This is a genomic window from Marinobacter oulmenensis (assembly GCF_014201735.1).
Lineage (GTDB): Bacteria > Pseudomonadota > Gammaproteobacteria > Pseudomonadales > Oleiphilaceae > Marinobacter > Marinobacter oulmenensis.
In genome coordinates, this window is the sequence record NZ_JACHFE010000007.1 from 80,595 (window position 1) to 96,425 (window position 15,831).

General features: G+C 59.9%; 14 protein-coding genes. 5 read left to right on the forward strand and 9 right to left on the reverse strand.

What is annotated here, in order from left to right; genetic code table 11:
* The first annotated feature begins 2 nt into the window (after positions 1 to 2).
* The 3 genes from HNR38_RS13470 to hslU all read left to right on the forward strand — a co-directional run bounded on the left by HNR38_RS13470 (position 3) and on the right by hslU (position 2,653).
* The gene (locus HNR38_RS13470) at positions 3 to 659 is read left to right on the forward strand and encodes an SPOR domain-containing protein (protein WP_183705152.1); all 657 of its coding nucleotides are present in this window, start codon (positions 3 to 5) and stop codon (positions 657 to 659) included.
* Between the two features lie 119 nt (positions 660 to 778).
* Complete coding sequence (gene hslV, locus HNR38_RS13475) at positions 779 to 1,309, forward strand: ATP-dependent protease subunit HslV (protein WP_183705154.1); 531 nt, start codon at positions 779 to 781, stop codon at positions 1,307 to 1,309.
* A 12-nt stretch (positions 1,310 to 1,321) separates the two neighbouring features.
* A complete protein-coding gene (gene hslU / locus HNR38_RS13480) occupies positions 1,322 to 2,653 on the forward strand; it encodes an ATP-dependent protease ATPase subunit HslU (RefSeq protein WP_183705156.1) in 1,332 nt (443 codons plus the stop codon).
* A gap of 78 nt (positions 2,654 to 2,731) precedes the next feature.
* Here hslU and ptsP read toward each other — a convergent pair whose 3' ends face one another.
* Both ptsP and HNR38_RS13490 read right to left on the reverse strand, forming a co-directional pair.
* Entirely contained in the window at positions 2,732 to 5,038 is a 2,307-nt protein-coding gene (gene ptsP / locus HNR38_RS13485) for a phosphoenolpyruvate--protein phosphotransferase (RefSeq protein ID WP_183705158.1), read from the reverse strand.
* An 11-nt stretch (positions 5,039 to 5,049) separates the two neighbouring features.
* A complete protein-coding gene (locus tag HNR38_RS13490) occupies positions 5,050 to 5,583 on the reverse strand; it encodes an RNA pyrophosphohydrolase (RefSeq protein WP_183705160.1) in 534 nt (177 codons plus the stop codon).
* A 191-nt stretch (positions 5,584 to 5,774) separates the two neighbouring features.
* Between HNR38_RS13490 and HNR38_RS13495 the strand changes: the two genes are divergently transcribed.
* Entirely contained in the window at positions 5,775 to 6,431 is a 657-nt protein-coding gene (locus tag HNR38_RS13495) for a histidinol-phosphatase (RefSeq protein WP_183705162.1), read from the forward strand.
* A 24-nt stretch (positions 6,432 to 6,455) separates the two neighbouring features.
* Here the strand turns inward: HNR38_RS13495 and HNR38_RS13500 are convergent, their stop codons facing one another.
* Genes HNR38_RS13500 through HNR38_RS13510 form a run of 3 tightly spaced genes read right to left on the reverse strand, consistent with a single transcriptional unit; the run spans position 6,456 to position 8,986 of the window.
* Positions 6,456 to 7,652, reverse strand: a complete 1,197-nt coding sequence (locus HNR38_RS13500; RefSeq protein WP_183705164.1) for a class I SAM-dependent rRNA methyltransferase — start codon at positions 7,650 to 7,652, stop codon at positions 6,456 to 6,458.
* 7 nt (positions 7,653 to 7,659) lie between these two features.
* Positions 7,660 to 8,052, reverse strand: coding sequence for a glycine cleavage system protein GcvH (gene gcvH / locus HNR38_RS13505; RefSeq protein WP_183705166.1), 393 nt, complete (start codon positions 8,050 to 8,052; stop codon positions 7,660 to 7,662).
* A gap of 43 nt (positions 8,053 to 8,095) precedes the next feature.
* Positions 8,096 to 8,986, reverse strand: coding sequence for a LysR substrate-binding domain-containing protein (locus HNR38_RS13510; protein WP_183705168.1), 891 nt, complete (start codon positions 8,984 to 8,986; stop codon positions 8,096 to 8,098).
* A gap of 113 nt (positions 8,987 to 9,099) precedes the next feature.
* Between HNR38_RS13510 and metE the strand changes: the two genes are divergently transcribed.
* Positions 9,100 to 11,385, forward strand: a complete 2,286-nt coding sequence (gene metE, locus HNR38_RS13515) for a 5-methyltetrahydropteroyltriglutamate--homocysteine S-methyltransferase (RefSeq protein WP_183705170.1) — start codon at positions 9,100 to 9,102, stop codon at positions 11,383 to 11,385.
* On the opposite strand, the gene cpdA is transcribed toward metE, so the two are convergent.
* The 4 genes from cpdA to thiC all read right to left on the reverse strand — a co-directional run bounded on the left by cpdA (position 11,379) and on the right by thiC (position 15,819).
* A complete protein-coding gene (cpdA, locus tag HNR38_RS13520) occupies positions 11,379 to 12,185 on the reverse strand; it encodes a 3',5'-cyclic-AMP phosphodiesterase (protein ID WP_183705172.1) in 807 nt (268 codons plus the stop codon). The genes metE and cpdA overlap by 7 nt on opposite strands.
* Before the next feature lie 187 nt (positions 12,186 to 12,372).
* Entirely contained in the window at positions 12,373 to 12,858 is a 486-nt protein-coding gene (locus tag HNR38_RS13525; protein ID WP_183705174.1) for a DUF1249 domain-containing protein, read from the reverse strand.
* A complete protein-coding gene (locus HNR38_RS13530; protein WP_183705176.1) occupies positions 12,855 to 13,475 on the reverse strand; it encodes an NUDIX domain-containing protein in 621 nt (206 codons plus the stop codon). Before HNR38_RS13530 ends, HNR38_RS13525 begins: the two co-directional genes overlap by 4 nt.
* 466 nt (positions 13,476 to 13,941) lie before the next feature.
* Entirely contained in the window at positions 13,942 to 15,819 is a 1,878-nt protein-coding gene (thiC, locus tag HNR38_RS13535) for a phosphomethylpyrimidine synthase ThiC (RefSeq protein ID WP_183705178.1), read from the reverse strand.
* Positions 15,820 to 15,831 lie beyond the last annotated feature (12 nt).

Consider the following 15,831-nt stretch of genomic DNA (forward strand, 5'->3'; position numbering starts at 1 on the left):
CCATGGCCAGAGATTACGCCAGGAAAAAACCGGCCGGGGGCAAGGGTGCGGCACCCACCCGCAAGAAAGCCGCCCCCGCCGCCAAACCGGCCAGAAAGTCGGCCAAACGGCCGGCGGCTCCTGCGCGCCCCCAACAGGGAGGACTCTCAGTGAAATGGATACTGTCCCTGGCGACGGTAGGCTGCTTTATCGGGTTTATTGTTTACCTGAACACGCTGCCGGGCAGCACGGGAACGAAAACCCAGCCTGAGCCGGCCCCCGCCGCCAGCCAACCCCAAAAACAAGACCCGCCTTCCCAGGCACCGGCCTCGTCCCCGAAGCAGGAACAGAAGTTCCGCTTCTACGAAATGCTGCCGGAATCCGAAGTGGTGCCGCCGGACGTCGAGGAATACGCCCCGGGTCCCGAACTGCAGGCCTTTGATTATGTGGTCCAGGCCGGCTCCTTCCGCAAACAGCCGGATGCCGAGCGGCTGCGGGCACAAATCGCCTTCCAGGGACTCCGGGCCCACGTTCAGGAGATCGAACAGTCCAGTGGCAGTATCTGGTACCGGGTCAACATCGGTCCTTTCAAATCCCGGAGCCGCATGAACGCGGCGGTGGACAAACTCGTTTCCATCGATATCCAGCCCCTGGTCAGGAAGATTCCCAAGGATGGCTAAAGCGGCGGGCCGTCGGTGACAGACGTCCTGACGGCCGCCAGCCACACGCCACGACTTGAATTCCGGGCCACCGCCTCCATAACCTCTGAAGACCGAACAAACAGGCAACTGGAGCCCCAATGACTACGATAGTTTCTGTCCGTCGTGACGACGAAGTCGCCATGGGCGGTGACGGCCAGGTATCCCTGGGCAACACCGTGATGAAAGGCAACGCCCGCAAGGTGCGACGACTCTATAACGGCAAGGTCATTGCCGGTTTTGCAGGCGGCACGGCAGATGCCTTTACCCTGTTCGAGCGTTTCGAGGCCCAACTGGAAAAGCACCAGGGCAACCTGACCCGGGCCGCTGTCGAACTGGCCAAAGACTGGCGAACAGACCGGGCCCTGCGAAAGCTTGAAGCCCTGCTGGCCGTGGCGGACAAAACCGCCTCCCTGATCATTACCGGTAACGGCGATGTCATTGAACCCGAGCAGGGGCTGATCGCCATCGGCTCCGGCGGCCCCTTCGCCCAGGCCTCGGCACGGGCGCTACTGGAGAACACGGAACTCTCCGCTCACGAGATTGCCGAGAAAGCCCTGGATATCGCCGCTGATATCTGCATCTACACCAATCACAACCGCACTCTGGAAGTGCTGCCCATCCAAGAGTGATCCGGAGTAACCATGTCTGCAATGACTCCCCGTGAGATTGTCCACGAACTGAACAAACACATCGTGGGCCAGGAAGAAGCCAAACGAGCCGTCGCCATCGCATTGCGTAACCGCTGGCGGCGCATGCAGCTCGACAGCAGCCTGCGAGACGAAATCACCCCCAAGAACATCCTGATGATCGGCCCCACCGGTGTCGGCAAGACGGAAATTGCCCGGCGCCTGGCCAAACTGGCCGATGCCCCCTTCCTGAAAGTGGAAGCCACCAAGTTCACGGAAGTGGGCTACGTGGGGCGCGATGTCGAATCCATCATCCGGGACCTGGCTGACATGGCCGTGAAAATGCTTCGCGAGAAGGAGATGAAGCGCCACGAACATCAGGCCATGGACGCGGCGGAAGAACGCATCCTTGATGCGCTTCTGCCCCCGCCCCGGGATTTCAATGAGGACAGCCAGCGCACCGGCTCCGATTCCTCCACCCGCCAGATGTTCCGCAAAAAACTGCGCGAAGGCGAGCTGGACGACAAGGAAATCGAGATCGACCTTAGCGCCAGTGCTGGCGGCGTGGAGATCATGGCACCGCCGGGTATGGAGGAAATGACCTCACAGCTGCAGAACATGTTCTCCAACCTGTCTTCCGACAAGCGCAAGACCAGCAAAATGAAGGTGTCGGATGCCCTGAAACGGGCTCGTGACGAGGAAGCCGCCAAACTGGTCAACGAGGAAGAGATCAAACAGAAGGCCATCCATGTGGTGGAGCAGAACGGCATCGTCTTTGTCGACGAGATCGACAAGGTCGCCAAGCGCTCCGAGAACACCTCATCGGATGTGTCCCGCGAAGGCGTACAACGGGACCTGCTGCCCCTGATCGAAGGCAGCACGGTCAGCACCAAGTACGGCTCGATCCGTACGGATCACATCCTGTTCATCGCGTCCGGGGCCTTCCACCTGTCCAAGCCGTCCGACCTGATTCCGGAACTGCAGGGCCGCCTGCCCATCCGGGTGGAACTCCAGGCCCTGACACCGGGCGACTTCAAGCGCATCCTGACCGAACCGGACGCATCCCTAGTCCAGCAGTATGAAGCACTGATGGCGACGGAGGGCGTCACTCTGACCTTCTCCGACGACGCGATCACCCGCATTGCGGAAGTGGCCTGGAAGGTGAACGAGACCACCGAGAACATCGGTGCGCGGCGACTGCATACGGTTCTCGAGCGTCTGCTTGAGGAACTGACCTACGATGCCGGCGACAAGGTAACCGATGGCTTTGAAGTAACTGCCGAGTACGTGGATGAGAAGCTCGCCGAGCTGTCCGAGGACGAGGACCTGAGTCGCTACATCCTATAGTGCCTCCCGCCCGGAAACAGAAAAGCCGATGGCTCATGGCCATCGGCTTTTTTTTGTTCCGCCCATTCAAACCGGTGTTCAGGAAGCAGCGGACTCCGCCAGAGCCGCACCGGATGTCCTGCCCGGCCGCAGGTAACGACCAAAGCCGGCGTTGCGCAGGGCCAGGTCCACACAGCTCTTGATGACATGGGGCGAATCCAGCAACAGGACGTCCTCAAGCAACTGGATGGCCCACTCCCGGTTCACGCTGCGGATCACCGATTTCACCTTGGGCAGACTGGCCGCGTTCATCGACAGTGAATCATAGCCCATGGCCATCAGCAGCAGGGCGCCACCAGGATCACCTGCCAGCTCACCACAGATTCCGACCGGCTTGCCCACCGAATGTGCATCCTGCGCCACCCGGACCAGAGCCTGAAGCACCGCAGGGTGGTAGGAATGGTACAACTGGGCCACCCGTGGATTGTTGCGATCCACCGCCAGCAGGTACTGGGTCAGGTCATTCGACCCCACCGACAGGAAATCCACCCGCTCGGCCAGCTCCCGGATCTGGTAGACCACAGCCGGGATCTCGACCATCACCCCGACCTTGGGCATGTGGATCTGGTAGCCCTCTTCCCGGACCTCATGATAGACCCGGTAGATCAGGTGCAGTGACTCCTCCACCTCCGAGATGTTGCTGATCATGGGCAGCATGATCTGCAGGTTATTCAGTCCCTCACTGGCCTTGAGCATAGCCCGGACCTGAACCAGAAAAATTTCCGGATGATCCAGGGTGACCCGGATACCCCGCCAACCCAGAAACGGGTTCTCTTCCTGGATCGGGAAATAGGTCAGCGCCTTGTCACCGCCGATATCCAGCGTCCGCATGGTCACCGGGTTCGGGGCAAAGGCTTCAAGCTGCTCCCGGTAGTACTCCCGCTGCTCCTGCTCGGAGGGGAAGCGATCCTTGATCATAAAGGGCACTTCGGTGCGATAAAGGCCAATGCCCTCGGCACCGTGGGACAGGGAGCGCACCACGTCGGTCATCAGGCCGGTATTGACCAGCAAGGCCAGGCGATGACCATCGGTGGTCTCGCAGGGCTTGTCCCGCAGCGCCTCCAGCCCACGGATCAGCTCGTTTTCCTCGTCACAGATTTCCTGGTAGAAAGAACGCAGGTCCGCCGAAGGCGACGCGTAAAGCTGACCTTCGAAGCCATCCACCACCAGCTCCTTGCCATCCAGCTGGTTAACCGGAATGTCCACCAGCCCCATCACCGTTGGGACTCCCATAGCACGGGCCAGAATGGCCACATGGGAGTTGCTGGAACCTTTGACCGACACCAGCCCTACCAGGCGCCCCTTGGGAACTTCACCGAGCATGGAGGGGGTCAGTTCCTCGCTGACCAGAACGGTCCTTTCCGGGTATTCCAGATCCTTCTGCTCACCTTCCTGCAGTCGTGACAACAGACGACGACCCAGATCCCGGATATCGACCGCGCGTTCCTGCAGATAATGATCGTCCATCATCTCGAAATGGCGGACATACTGCTGAACCACCTGCTTGAGCGCGCCCTGGGCCCAGATGCCCTCGCGGATACGATTGGCCACCTCTCCGGGCAGAGCCTCGTCACCGAGCATCCGCAAATAGACATCAAACAGCGCCTGTTCCTCCGGGCGCAGTTGCGACGACAGACGTTTGGCGACACGCTCAATATCTTCTCGAACAGCCTGAACCGCTGCCCGAAACAGATCCAGCTCCTGGTCAATGTCCTCTGTGCCTTTCTCCGGCACCAGATCCAGATCCGCCGCCGGGTACACCACCACGCCCGTGCCAATGGCCACACCCGGCGCGCCAGGCACACCATTAAAGCTGACATCGTGTGCTTCTTCCCCGGTCAGCGACAGACCACTGATGGCCCCGGTGGCCTCACTGTGGGCAATCACACCAGCGAGCTGGGCGGAAATGGTGACCAGGAATGCTTCTTCACCTTCGTCAAAGCAACGGGTGTTCTCCCGCTGCTGCACCACCAGAACCCCCATCAGGCGGCGGTGGTGAATGATGGGCACACCCAGGAAGGAACGGAACCGCTCTTCCCCGGTTTCCGGGAAATAGCGATACCGTGGATGGGACGGGGCGTCTTCCAGATTGATCGGCTCCTCACGGGAACCCACCAGGCCCACCAGGCCTTCGGAATAGCCCATGCTGACCTGCCCCACAGACTCCCGATACAGACCCTCTGTGGCCATCAGAATATAACGATTGGAGACCGGATCCAGCAGATAGACCGAGCAGACTTCCGTGCCCATGGCCTTCTGCACCCGCGACACAATGATATCCAGCGCCTCCTGCAGATCACGGGCGCTGTTTACCTCTTGTACGATGTTTCGCAGGGTGCTCAGCATGGGTTAGTCCATCATTTCCGGTAGTCCTTCGAGCGCTGGTTCTGGCTGCCCCCACCCTGCCAATGCTCCATGTTATGGAACAATCGGGGGGCAAGCTCCCTCAGTGCACGCCTGTAGACTTCTCTCTTGAATGAAACCACCTGGCCCAACGGATACCAGTAACTGACCCACTGCCATCCATCGAACTCCGGTGACTCCGTACCATCAACGCGTACATGCGCGTCTGGCGATAACATCCTCAGCAGGAACCATTTCTGTTTTTGCCCCACGCAGACGGGGTGCGAGTTGTGGCGTACCATCCTCCTCGGGAGTCGGTAACGCAGCCAGCCCCGGGTACAGCTGATGATTTCAACATCGCCGGCACCCAGGCCGATTTCCTCTCCAAGCTCCCGGTAAAGCGCTTCCTCTGGCGACTCGTCGTGCTTGATGCCACCCTGTGGGAACTGCCAGGAGTCCTGCCCTATTCGCCTAGCCCAGAGAACTTCGCCCCTGTGGTTGGCCAGAATGATTCCGACATTGGGTCTGAAACCGTCTGAATCGATCACGGCACAGTCCTCTCATAAGTCGGCTGCCGGTCAATTTTTAACCGGCAAACTAAGTCCAAGTTGCTCTCATTCTTGCAGAAACCCAAGGCATGGGCAAACGGGCTTCCCCATACGCGGCAATAAGCGCCGGGGGCCTGCCCGTGGTAGACTGAGCGCTTTGCCACAAAGCCCGATGCAAGGGAGGAGATCGCTTGACGCTCGCAATTTTCGATCTGGACAACACGCTGCTGGCCGGTGACAGCGACCACGCCTGGGGCGAATTTCTGGTTGAGGAAGGTCTGGTGGATGCCGAGGATTATCGCAAGGCCAATGATCGTTTCTACCAGGAATACCTGGACGGTGAGCTGGATATGCTCGAGTACCAGCGTTTCTCCCTTGAGCCCCTCACCCACCACAACCTTGAGGAACTGGAAGGCTGGCGCGAGACCTTCATGGCCAAGAAGGTCCAGTCCATGCTGCTCAACAAGGCAAAACAACTTCTGGCAGACCATCAGTCCCAGGGGCACACCCTGATGATCATCACTGCTACCAACCGGTTCATCACCGAACCCATTGCAGAATTACTGGGCGTTCCCCACCTGATCGCGACGGAGCCAGAACTGGTCAACGGCCGCTTCACCGGGCAGATCGCCGGCACGCCGAGTTTTCAGGAAGGCAAGGTCACAAGATTGAATGACTGGCTGGCGGCAAACCAGGAGAACCTGGAAGGCGCCTGGTTCTACAGCGACTCCCATAACGATGCACCGCTTCTGCGCAGGGTGGACCACCCGGTCGCTGTGGACCCGGACCCGACGCTGGAAGCCCTCGCCCGGGAACAGGGCTGGCGCATTCTTTCGCTCCGGGACTGAAAGCCCCGGAGCACACACCGGTCTCTAGAAGAAACCGGTCAGGGAACGGGCAAAGCAGGCCTTGATGTAGTCGGTCTCGCGAATGCCCGGCACCGCCGGATGATCCGGGGCCTGATGCCCCTGTTCCAGCAGTTGCACAAAACGGTCAATTCGCCGGCCGCTGCCGCGAATGATGTCCACCAGGCGATCCTGGGACAGGTGCATGGAGCAGGAGGCCGATACCAGCAAACCATCCCTCTCAAGCAACCGCAACCCCAACTGATTGAGCCGGGCATAGGCCTGCTCACCGGCCTTCTGGTCACGCCGCCGCGGAATCAGTGCGGGCGGGTCCAGCACCACGACGTCGTATTTTTCTTTCTCATCCGCCAGCGCCTTGAGCGCCTCAAACGCATCCCCATGCAGGGTGTCGACGTTGTCCAGCCTGTTCAGCCCGGCATTGTGATGGACCGAATCCAGCGCAGCCGAGGAGGCATCCACACAGGTAACCTGTGACGCCCCGGCCAGAGCCGCCTGGATACCCCAGCCGCCCACGTAGCTGAACACATCCAACACCCGCAAGCCGGAGGCATAGGCCTGAAGGCGCCGACGGTTCATCCGGTGATCGTAGAACCAGCCGGTTTTCTGCCCTCCGGCCAGGGGTACCTCGAAACGGGCGCCGTTTTCCTCAACCGCCAATAGCTCAACATCCGGCCCGTGGGCGGTCTCGACATAGTCCGCCAGCCCCTCAACGCGGCGCATCTTGCCGTCGTTCTTGAAGATGATCGAGCGGGCATGAGTGAGTCGCTGGATCGCCCGAACAATGGCGTCTTTCATCTGCTCCATACCGGCACAGGAAATCTGCACCACCACCACATCATCGAAACGGTCCACCACCAGACCGCTCAGGCCATCACCATCCCCGAAGATCCAGCGATAGAACGGCTTGTCGAACAGTCGCTGGCGTAACTGGAGGGCTGCTTCCATTCGCTCGGTCAGCAACCGTGGTGTCAGGCCATGGGCGGCATCGCGGGTAACCAGGCGGCCGCAGATCAGGGCGTGGGGGTTCACAAACGCAATCCCCACCGGCTTGTCGTTCGCAGCGCGGACCTGAACCTGAGAACCGGATTCAAAGCCACTCAAGGGTGAACGGCGGGTATCGACTTCATTACTGTAGACCCATAGGTGGCCGGCCCGCAGCCGGCGCTCAGCGCCCTTGCGCAGGTAAAGAACAGGAAATTCCATGGCGGGATTACGCCTCAGCGGCTACGTGATCGGCGTAAGTATCCGGGTCCATCAGGCCATCCAGCTCACCGGTATCCGCCAGCTTCACCCGGAACATCCAGCCTTCGCCATAAGGGTCTTCATTGACCAGTTCGGGCTCATCCTCAAGCGCCTCATTGACCGCAACCACCTCACCGGTCACCGGACTGAACACATCGGAAGCGGATTTGACCGACTCGGCCACACCGGCTTCCTCACCGCCGTTGACCGTCACCCCGACCTCAGGATTGCCGATATAGACGATATCGCCCAGCTGAGCCTGAGCAAAGTCAGTAATACCAACCGTGGCGGTGCCGTCGTCAGACACACGGACCCACTGGTGTGTTTCGATGTATTTGAGGTCTGCCGGAATGTCGCTCATTGCTTGTGTCCTCGAGATTTTTCGCGCAGTTTAACGCAAGACGTCAGTTCCAGCGAATCTCCCGGGCAAGCTGCACAAAGGCATCCAGGTAATCGATGCCGGCGTCCCTTTCCCGAAAACCCAGAAAGATCTGCTTGTCGATACCCGCTTCACCCAGGCGCAGGGCCCGGAGCTCGATCGTCCGGCCGTACTCCGCCACCAGCCAGGCCGGCAACGCCGCAACACCACGCCCCGCAGATACCATCTGGAGCATGATATCCGTCGTCTCAATAACCTTGTGGCGCGCCGGCGTCACCCCGGCCGGAAGGAAGAAGCGGGTAAAGATATCCAGCCGCTCCACCGCCACCGGATAGGTGATCAGGGTCTCGCCCCGTAACTGCTCCGGAGCGACCACCGCCTCCCCCGCCAGAGGATGTTCCGGCCCGACCACCAGCACCTGTTCGTAATCGAACACGCTTTCAAAATGCACACCCGGTTTCTGCAGAGGGTCCGGGGTCACCAGCAGGTCGATATCGTGACTGAACAGGGCCCCCATGCCACCGAACTGGAATTCCTGCTTCACATCTACATCCACGTCCGGCCACTGCTCGAGATACGGCCCGACGACCTTTAGCAGCCACTGATAACAGGGATGGCACTCCATGCCGACCCGCAGGCTGCCACGCTGACCAAGGGCCATCTGGCTGACCAGCATCTCGGCATGCTCAAACTGGGGCAGAATCCGGTTTGCCAGTCCCAGCAGGTACTGACCGGCAGGCGTAAACCGAAGCTGACGTCCGTCACGCTCCCACAGCGGAGCACCAATCCGTTGCTCCAGCTTGCGCATGGCATGACTCAGGGCCGATTGGGTCAGATGTAACTGTTCAGCAGCCGCCGTCAGTGAGCCATAACGCTCGACGGCACGCAGGGTTTCCAGATGGTGACGGTCTATCACGCTCCCTCCATGAATATTATTCACATACCCCTGAAATAATACCATTTCTATTCATGGAACTTCCCGCCTAATCTTACCAGCCATAGTCGAGATTCAACTGAAGGGAGTTGGCAATGGTCACTACTCATAATCTGGGATTTCCCCGCATCGGCGCACACCGGGAACTCAAGTTTGCCCTTGAAAACTACTGGGCGGGCAACTCGGGGGAAACAGAACTGGACGCGACGGCAGCAACACTGCGTCACCGCCACTGGCGCCAGCAGAGCCACCTGGACCTGATTCCGGTGGGGGACTTCTCACTTTACGATCAGGTGCTGGACATGTCCGCCACTCTGGGCAACCTGCCAGAGCGGGCCCGCGGAAATGAAGCCAACCCACTGGACGATTACTTCCGGGCGGCCCGGGGCCGGAGCCCCGGTGACGCCGACTGCCAGGTGGCCCACGCCGGCGAGATGACTAAATGGTTCGACACCAACTACCACTACATCGTGCCGGAGTTCTGTCAGTCCACCCGCTTCCACCTGAATCCGGAACGCCTGCTGGCGGAATTATCCGAAGCCAGGGCGCAGGGAATCGCCACCAAACCGGTGATCATCGGCCCGGTGACCTATCTCTGGCTGGGCAAAACCACAGACGACAGCAACCGCCTGGAACTGCTTGCGGACCTGCTGCCCGTTTACGGCGAACTCCTGGACCTGTTGGCCCAGGCGGGTGCCGACTGGGTTCAGATCGACGAACCGGCTCTGGTTACAGACCTGGATGCCGACTGGCGGCACGCATTCAACCTCGCCTATCACCAGCTCAAGGCAAGCCGTCCCAACCTGCTGCTGACTACCTACTTTGGGGAGTTGCGGGAAAACCTGCAGCTGGCCTGCGAACTGCCGGTAGCCGGCCTGCATGTGGACGCCGTCAGCAGCCCCGGCGAACTGGCCCGGGTAGCCGACTGGCTGCCACCCCACAAGATCCTGTCGCTGGGCGTGATTAACGGGCGCAACATCTGGAAAACCGACCTGAACGCACTCCTGGAACAGCTTGAGCCTGTCCATTGCAGGCTGGGTGACCGGTTGTGGCTGGCCCCATCGTGTTCACTTCTGCATGTGCCCGTGGACCTTTCACTGGAGCAGGAACTGGATCCGGAGATTCACCAGTGGCTGGCCTTTGCCGTACAGAAACTGGAAGAACTGAGGGTGCTGGCCCAGGCCCTGAACCATGGCCGGACATCCGTCGCCGACGCTCTGGACAGCAATCGCCAGGCTGTGGAGAGCCGAAGGTACTCGGACCGGGTACGCAATCCCGAACTACGCGACGCCATAACCAATCTGGCGCCCGGGTTGGGCAGTCGCCACGCGCCCTATCCCGAACGGATCAGCCTGCAACAGAAAAACCTGAACCTGCCGGTTTTTCCGACCACAACCATTGGCTCCTTTCCGCAGACAGTGGACATCCGGCAGGCCCGCCTGCAATACCGCCAAGGCAACCTGCCAGAGCCCGAGTACCGGGCCAGAATGAAAGAGGAAATTGCCCATTGCATCCGTGAGCAGGAAAAACTCGGCCTGGATGTACTGGTGCACGGTGAACCGGAACGCAACGACATGGTCGAGTATTTTGGTGAACAGCTTGAGGGCTACGCTTTCACACGCCATGGCTGGGTGCAGTCCTACGGCTCACGCTGCGTGAAACCACCGATTCTGTTCGGCGATATCCGTCGCCCACACCCCATGACCCTGGACTGGATTCGCTATGCCCAGTCGCTGACAGACAAGCCGGTCAAAGGCATGCTGACCGGACCGGTGACCATCCTGAACTGGTCTTTCGTACGCGACGATCAGCCCCGGGAGGCGTCCTGCCGGCAACTGGCGCTGGCCATTCGTGAAGAAGTGCAGGATCTGGAACAGGCGGGCGTTGCCATCATTCAGATCGACGAGGCCGCGCTCCGGGAAGGACTGCCCCTGCGTCGCTCCGACTGGGCCGGTTACCTGGAATGGGCCATCGACAGCTTCCGGCTGGCCGCCAACGGCGTCGCCGACAGCACCCAGATACACACCCACATGTGTTACTCCGAGTTCAATGACATTATCGAGGCCATTGCCCGGATGGACGCCGACGTGATCACGATCGAGACGTCGCGTTCAAACATGGAGTTGCTGGACGCCTTCGAGGACTTTGAATACCCCAATGACATCGGCCCCGGCGTCTATGACATTCACTCTCCCAACCAGCCCGAGCAGGCGCACATTGAGCAACTGCTGGAACTGGCCGCACACAGAATCCCCGCTGAGCGATTGTGGGTGAACCCGGACTGCGGACTGAAAACAAGGAATTGGGAAGAAGTGAGGCCGGCGCTCCAGACCATGGTGGCAGCGGCCAGGAACCTGCGCGGGAAACAACTGACTCAGTAGCCGCCACTGCCCTCATCGAGCTGGAAACGGAAGCTCTCCGCCCGGACCACTTCCGTGGAAAATTCACCATCCGGAGCCAGCTCGAACCAGCGGTAGCCAGGCGCGACAGGCTCCACTCCGAAATCCACCGACTGCGGAGTAAACTGGATGCAGGTTGAGGGTGTGGCAATCAGATGCAGGTGGCTACGGCGCTGGTGAAAGGCCTGGTGCACATGGCCCCAGAGCACCACGCGCACCTGGGGGTGGCGGTCCACGACCTGCCAGAAAGCGTCCGGATTGGCGAGCCCGATCCGGTCCATCCAGTCAGACCCGACCGGCACCGGTTGATGATGCAGACTGATCAGGGTGGGCCGCTCCGGGCTGGCTGACAGCACCTGCTCCAGAAACTGAAGCTCACTGTCTGCCAGTTCACCATGAACCTGGCCGGGCACGGAGGAGTCCAGCATCACAAACTGCCACCCTCCCTGTTCCCGCTGACGGCCAGCCGCACCGGATTCAGCCGCAACCCGGGCCAGAAGGCTGGCATCATCGTGATTGCCCGGGATCCAGAGAGAGGTGCAATGAAAAGCCTGCAGTTGATCGGTCAGATGACGGTAGGCTTCCGGGGAGCCATCCTGGCTAATGTCCCCGGTCACCAGAATCAGGTCGGGCTGGCCGTGGGTCTCAAGCACCTGCGCAATCACCGCCGCCAGGCTGTCACGGGTATTGATACCCAGCAAGCTGCCATCCCGACTGGCCATCAGGTGGGGATCTGTCAGTTGTAAAACCCGGAGCGGGTTTCTGGACCGAGTGGGAGTCATCTCTTGCCTGCCATCCTGTCAGCGAACAGTTATTCTTTGCAGCAAGTGTACGACAGGCTATACCGGGTTGATGGCCGGCAAATGGAAGATTGATCACATTCCGAACAGTTGGAGGCGGAATTTTGCAAGTTTTGACAAGGTTGTCATCTTTCTGGCGATTTTCAGGCACGGAAACGGAGATAAAGCGTCAATCCAGGCCCTCACCAGCGGTCCAGGCAGCCTTCTCCATGGGCAGGAGACCAAAGCGCAAACAGTAATCCAGCCAGTCCGCCAGAAAACCGTTCACTTGCACTTTTTCATCAGGATGATGCATGAAACGGTTGGGGTAATCATTAACGGGGGCGATCTGGCGCTGGCGGTAACAGCTGATCACTTCGGCCTGGGCGGCGTCGTGATACACCCTGACTGTCATCCGGGGGTTATTGAGCCAGCGACCGCTGTTGTGGACCTGTTCCAGCAGCAGGGTTTCGGTGAACCGGGCGGACTGAAGCACTTCGATCCGGACCCGGCCCAGATACTGGTTTTCACGGTGCAGCTCGAACTCGCAAACCGACTGATCAGCGTTTTCAAGCTGCCGGAGTTTACACAGACGCCGGTAATTGCCGTCGCACAGGGCGCCCAGTTGGCGCAGATCCGGCACATAACGCTTCGGCCGTTTTACCCATTCGGTCATGCCTGCCACTCCTCGCGCAGACGACTTCTGTTCAACTGTAACCACTGGATGGCAATAATGGCCGCCGCGTTGTTAATCCGGCCGTCAGTGATCATACGCATGGCCTCTTCCGCCGCCACCACGTGGGCGCGGATGTCTTCATGTTCGTGCGCAAGACCGTACAGCCCTCCGGCAGCCTCGGTGGCCACCTGGCCACAATACAGGTGAATCATTTCTGTGCTGCCACCCGGCGACACCAGATAGTCACAGATTTTCTCAAGCCGGCTGAAGCACAACCCGGCTTCTTCCTGGCCTTCCCGCTGAGCGACCTCTTCGGGCGATTCGCCGTCTTCGTTCATGCCAGCGACCAGTTCCAGCAACCAGGGAGACTGCTCCCGCTCCAGCGCTCCCAGACGAAACTGTTCAAGCAGGACCACTTCATCCCGCTCTGGATCGTAGGGCAATACGCAGGTGGCATCACCACGGATGAAAAGCTCCCGGGTGAATACCGGCATCTCGTCACCATCGAAACGCGGGTGTGTGAGCCAGAGCTTGTCCATACGGAAAAAGCCCTGAAACACGGTCTCGCGTTTTTTGACGATGACGTCGCTGGCGCTGAATTGAAACGGTTTCGGCATGGGAACGTCCGGTTTCGAGTTCGGCTTGGAACGATAGCTGGAAGCGCCGCCAGGGTGCAAGTTAATCCCCCAGCCTGCTTGTTGGGAGATGGGCATGTCGGGCAGAACCTCCAAAAACACGCTCCTGCGGCCCATCCATGGGGCGCTTGGGCTCCGCCATCCCTGGCTCCGCACAGTTTTTGGAGGCCCTACCCGACATTCCCAGTCGCATATTGTGCTGCTCGCAAATGTCAGCCACCCAACACCGTGACGGCAAAACGAAGAATGAAGCCTCCGGTAAAGTCTGCGCGAATCGAGGCGATATCCCCCCAACCCTGAGAGTCATGGCGGGCCAGCCGTTCAGGAGTGTGCGGAGCCAGGGATGGCGGAGCCCAAGCCGCACAGGGATGTCTCGAGGCGTCTCCTGAACGGCTGGCCCGCCATGGCTCCTGCTCATAAGCTGCAGGCTACGAGATCCCCCCCAATTTCAGACCTTGTCGTAGATCTTACTACCAGACTCCACGAACTCCCGCGACTTCTCCTGCATGCCGGCATCAATCGCCGTTACTTCGTCCAGGCCATTTTCCGCCGCGTAATCCCGCACTTCCTGCGAAATTTTCATGGAGCAGAACTTCGGCCCACACATGGAGCAGAAATGGGCCACTTTGGCCGACTCCTTGGGCAGGGTTTCGTCGTGGTAGGCGCGTGCTGTGTCCGGGTCCAGACCAAGGTTGAACTGGTCCTCCCAGCGGAACTCGAAACGGGCCTTGGACAGCGCGTTGTCGCGAATCTGGGCACCTGGATGGCCCTTCGCCAGATCGGCGGCGTGGGCGGCGATCTTGTAGGTGATGATCCCGGTTTTCACATCGTCCTTGTTGGGCAAGCCCAGGTGCTCTTTGGGTGTTACGTAGCAGAGCATGGCGCAGCCGTACCAACCAATCATCGCGGCACCGATGCCGGAGGTAATGTGGTCGTAGCCCGGCGCAATGTCCGTGATCAGCGGGCCGAGGGTGTAGAACGGGGCTTCGTCGCAGCATTCGAGCTGCTTGTCCATGTTCTCTTTCACCAGGTGCATGGGCACGTGGCCGGGACCTTCGATCATGCACTGCACATCATGTTTCCAGGCGATCTTGGTCAGCTCACCCAGGGTCTCCAACTCACCGAACTGAGCCGCATCGTTGGCATCAGCGATGGAACCCGGGCGCAGGCCGTCGCCCAGACTGAAGGCCACGTCGTAGGCTTTCATGATTTCGCAGATGTCTTCGAAGTGCTCGTACAGGAAGCTCTCCCTGTGATGCGCCAGGCACCACTTGGCCATGATCGAACCACCGCGTGAAACAATGCCCGTGGTCCGCTTGGCGGTCAGCGGCACGTGATGCAGGCGCACACCGGCGTGAATGGTGAAGTAATCCACGCCCTGCTCGGCCTGTTCAATCAGTGTGTCCCGGAAGATTTCCCAGGTTAGGTCTTCGGCGGCGCCGCCAACTTTTTCCAGTGCCTGGTAAATGGGGACCGTGCCGATGGGCACCGGCGAGTTGCGGATGATCCACTCACGGGTTTCGTGAATGTTTTTGCCGGTGGACAGGTCCATCACCGTGTCCGAGCCCCAGCGGATGCCCCAGGTGAGTTTTTCGACTTCCTCCTCAATCGAAGAACTGACTGCCGAGTTGCCAATATTACCGTTGATTTTCACCAGGAAGTTACGACCGATGATCATCGGTTCGGTTTCCGGGTGGTTGATGTTGGCAGGAATGATCGCGCGACCACGGGCCACTTCCTCACGCACAAACTCAGGAGTAATCTCCGGCGGCAGGTTCGCGCCGAAGGACTGGCCCGGATGCTGGTCTTCCAGCAGGCCGTTTTCACGGGCCTCCTGCAACTTCATGTTTTCCCGGATGGCGATGAATTCCATCTCCGGCGTGATGATGCCCTGGCGTGCATAGTGCATCTGGCTGACGTTCTTGCCGGGTTTGGCACGCAATGGCTTGCGCTCATCCATGAACCGCAGTGGGTCCAGCTGCGGGTCTTTCATGCGCCGGCGGGTGAACTCGGAGGTGTAATCCTCCAGTTGTTCCACATCGCCGCGTTCCTCAATCCACGCCTGGCGGAGAGGCTTAAGGCCCTTGCGCAGGTCGATGGTGGCTTCAGGATCGGTGTAAGGACCCGATGTGTCGTAGACCATGACTGGCGGGTTCTTTTCCCCGCCCATTTCCGTGGGCGTGTCTTCCACCGTAATTTCCCGCATTGGCACGCGGAGATCGGGTCGGCTACCCTGCACGTAGATTTTTCGTGAGCTTGGTAATGGTTTGATTGCTGCCGAATCCACTTGCGCGGAATCGCTGAGATAGGAAGGAAGGTCCGTCATTTGCTGCTCCCG

Excerpts from the sequence above, each read along its gene's own strand:
- HNR38_RS13470 (WP_183705152.1), top strand. The coding sequence starts at position 3 with ATGGCCAGAGATTACGCCAGGAAAAAACCGGCCGGGGGCAAGGGTGCG.
- hslV (WP_183705154.1), top strand. The coding sequence starts at position 779 with ATGACTACGATAGTTTCTGTCCGTCGTGACGACGAAGTCGCCATGGGC.
- hslU (WP_183705156.1), top strand. The coding sequence starts at position 1,322 with ATGTCTGCAATGACTCCCCGTGAGATTGTCCACGAACTGAACAAACAC.
- ptsP (WP_183705158.1), bottom strand. The coding sequence starts at position 5,038 with ATGCTGAGCACCCTGCGAAACATCGTACAAGAGGTAAACAGCGCCCGT.
- HNR38_RS13500 (WP_183705164.1), bottom strand. The coding sequence starts at position 7,652 with ATGGAATTTCCTGTTCTTTACCTGCGCAAGGGCGCTGAGCGCCGGCTG.
- gcvH (WP_183705166.1), bottom strand. The coding sequence starts at position 8,052 with ATGAGCGACATTCCGGCAGACCTCAAATACATCGAAACACACCAGTGG.
- metE (WP_183705170.1), top strand. The coding sequence starts at position 9,100 with ATGGTCACTACTCATAATCTGGGATTTCCCCGCATCGGCGCACACCGG.
- cpdA (WP_183705172.1), bottom strand. The coding sequence starts at position 12,185 with ATGACTCCCACTCGGTCCAGAAACCCGCTCCGGGTTTTACAACTGACA.
- HNR38_RS13525 (WP_183705174.1), bottom strand. The coding sequence starts at position 12,858 with ATGACCGAATGGGTAAAACGGCCGAAGCGTTATGTGCCGGATCTGCGC.
- HNR38_RS13530 (WP_183705176.1), bottom strand. The coding sequence starts at position 13,475 with ATGCCGAAACCGTTTCAATTCAGCGCCAGCGACGTCATCGTCAAAAAA.
- thiC (WP_183705178.1), bottom strand. The coding sequence starts at position 15,819 with ATGACGGACCTTCCTTCCTATCTCAGCGATTCCGCGCAAGTGGATTCG.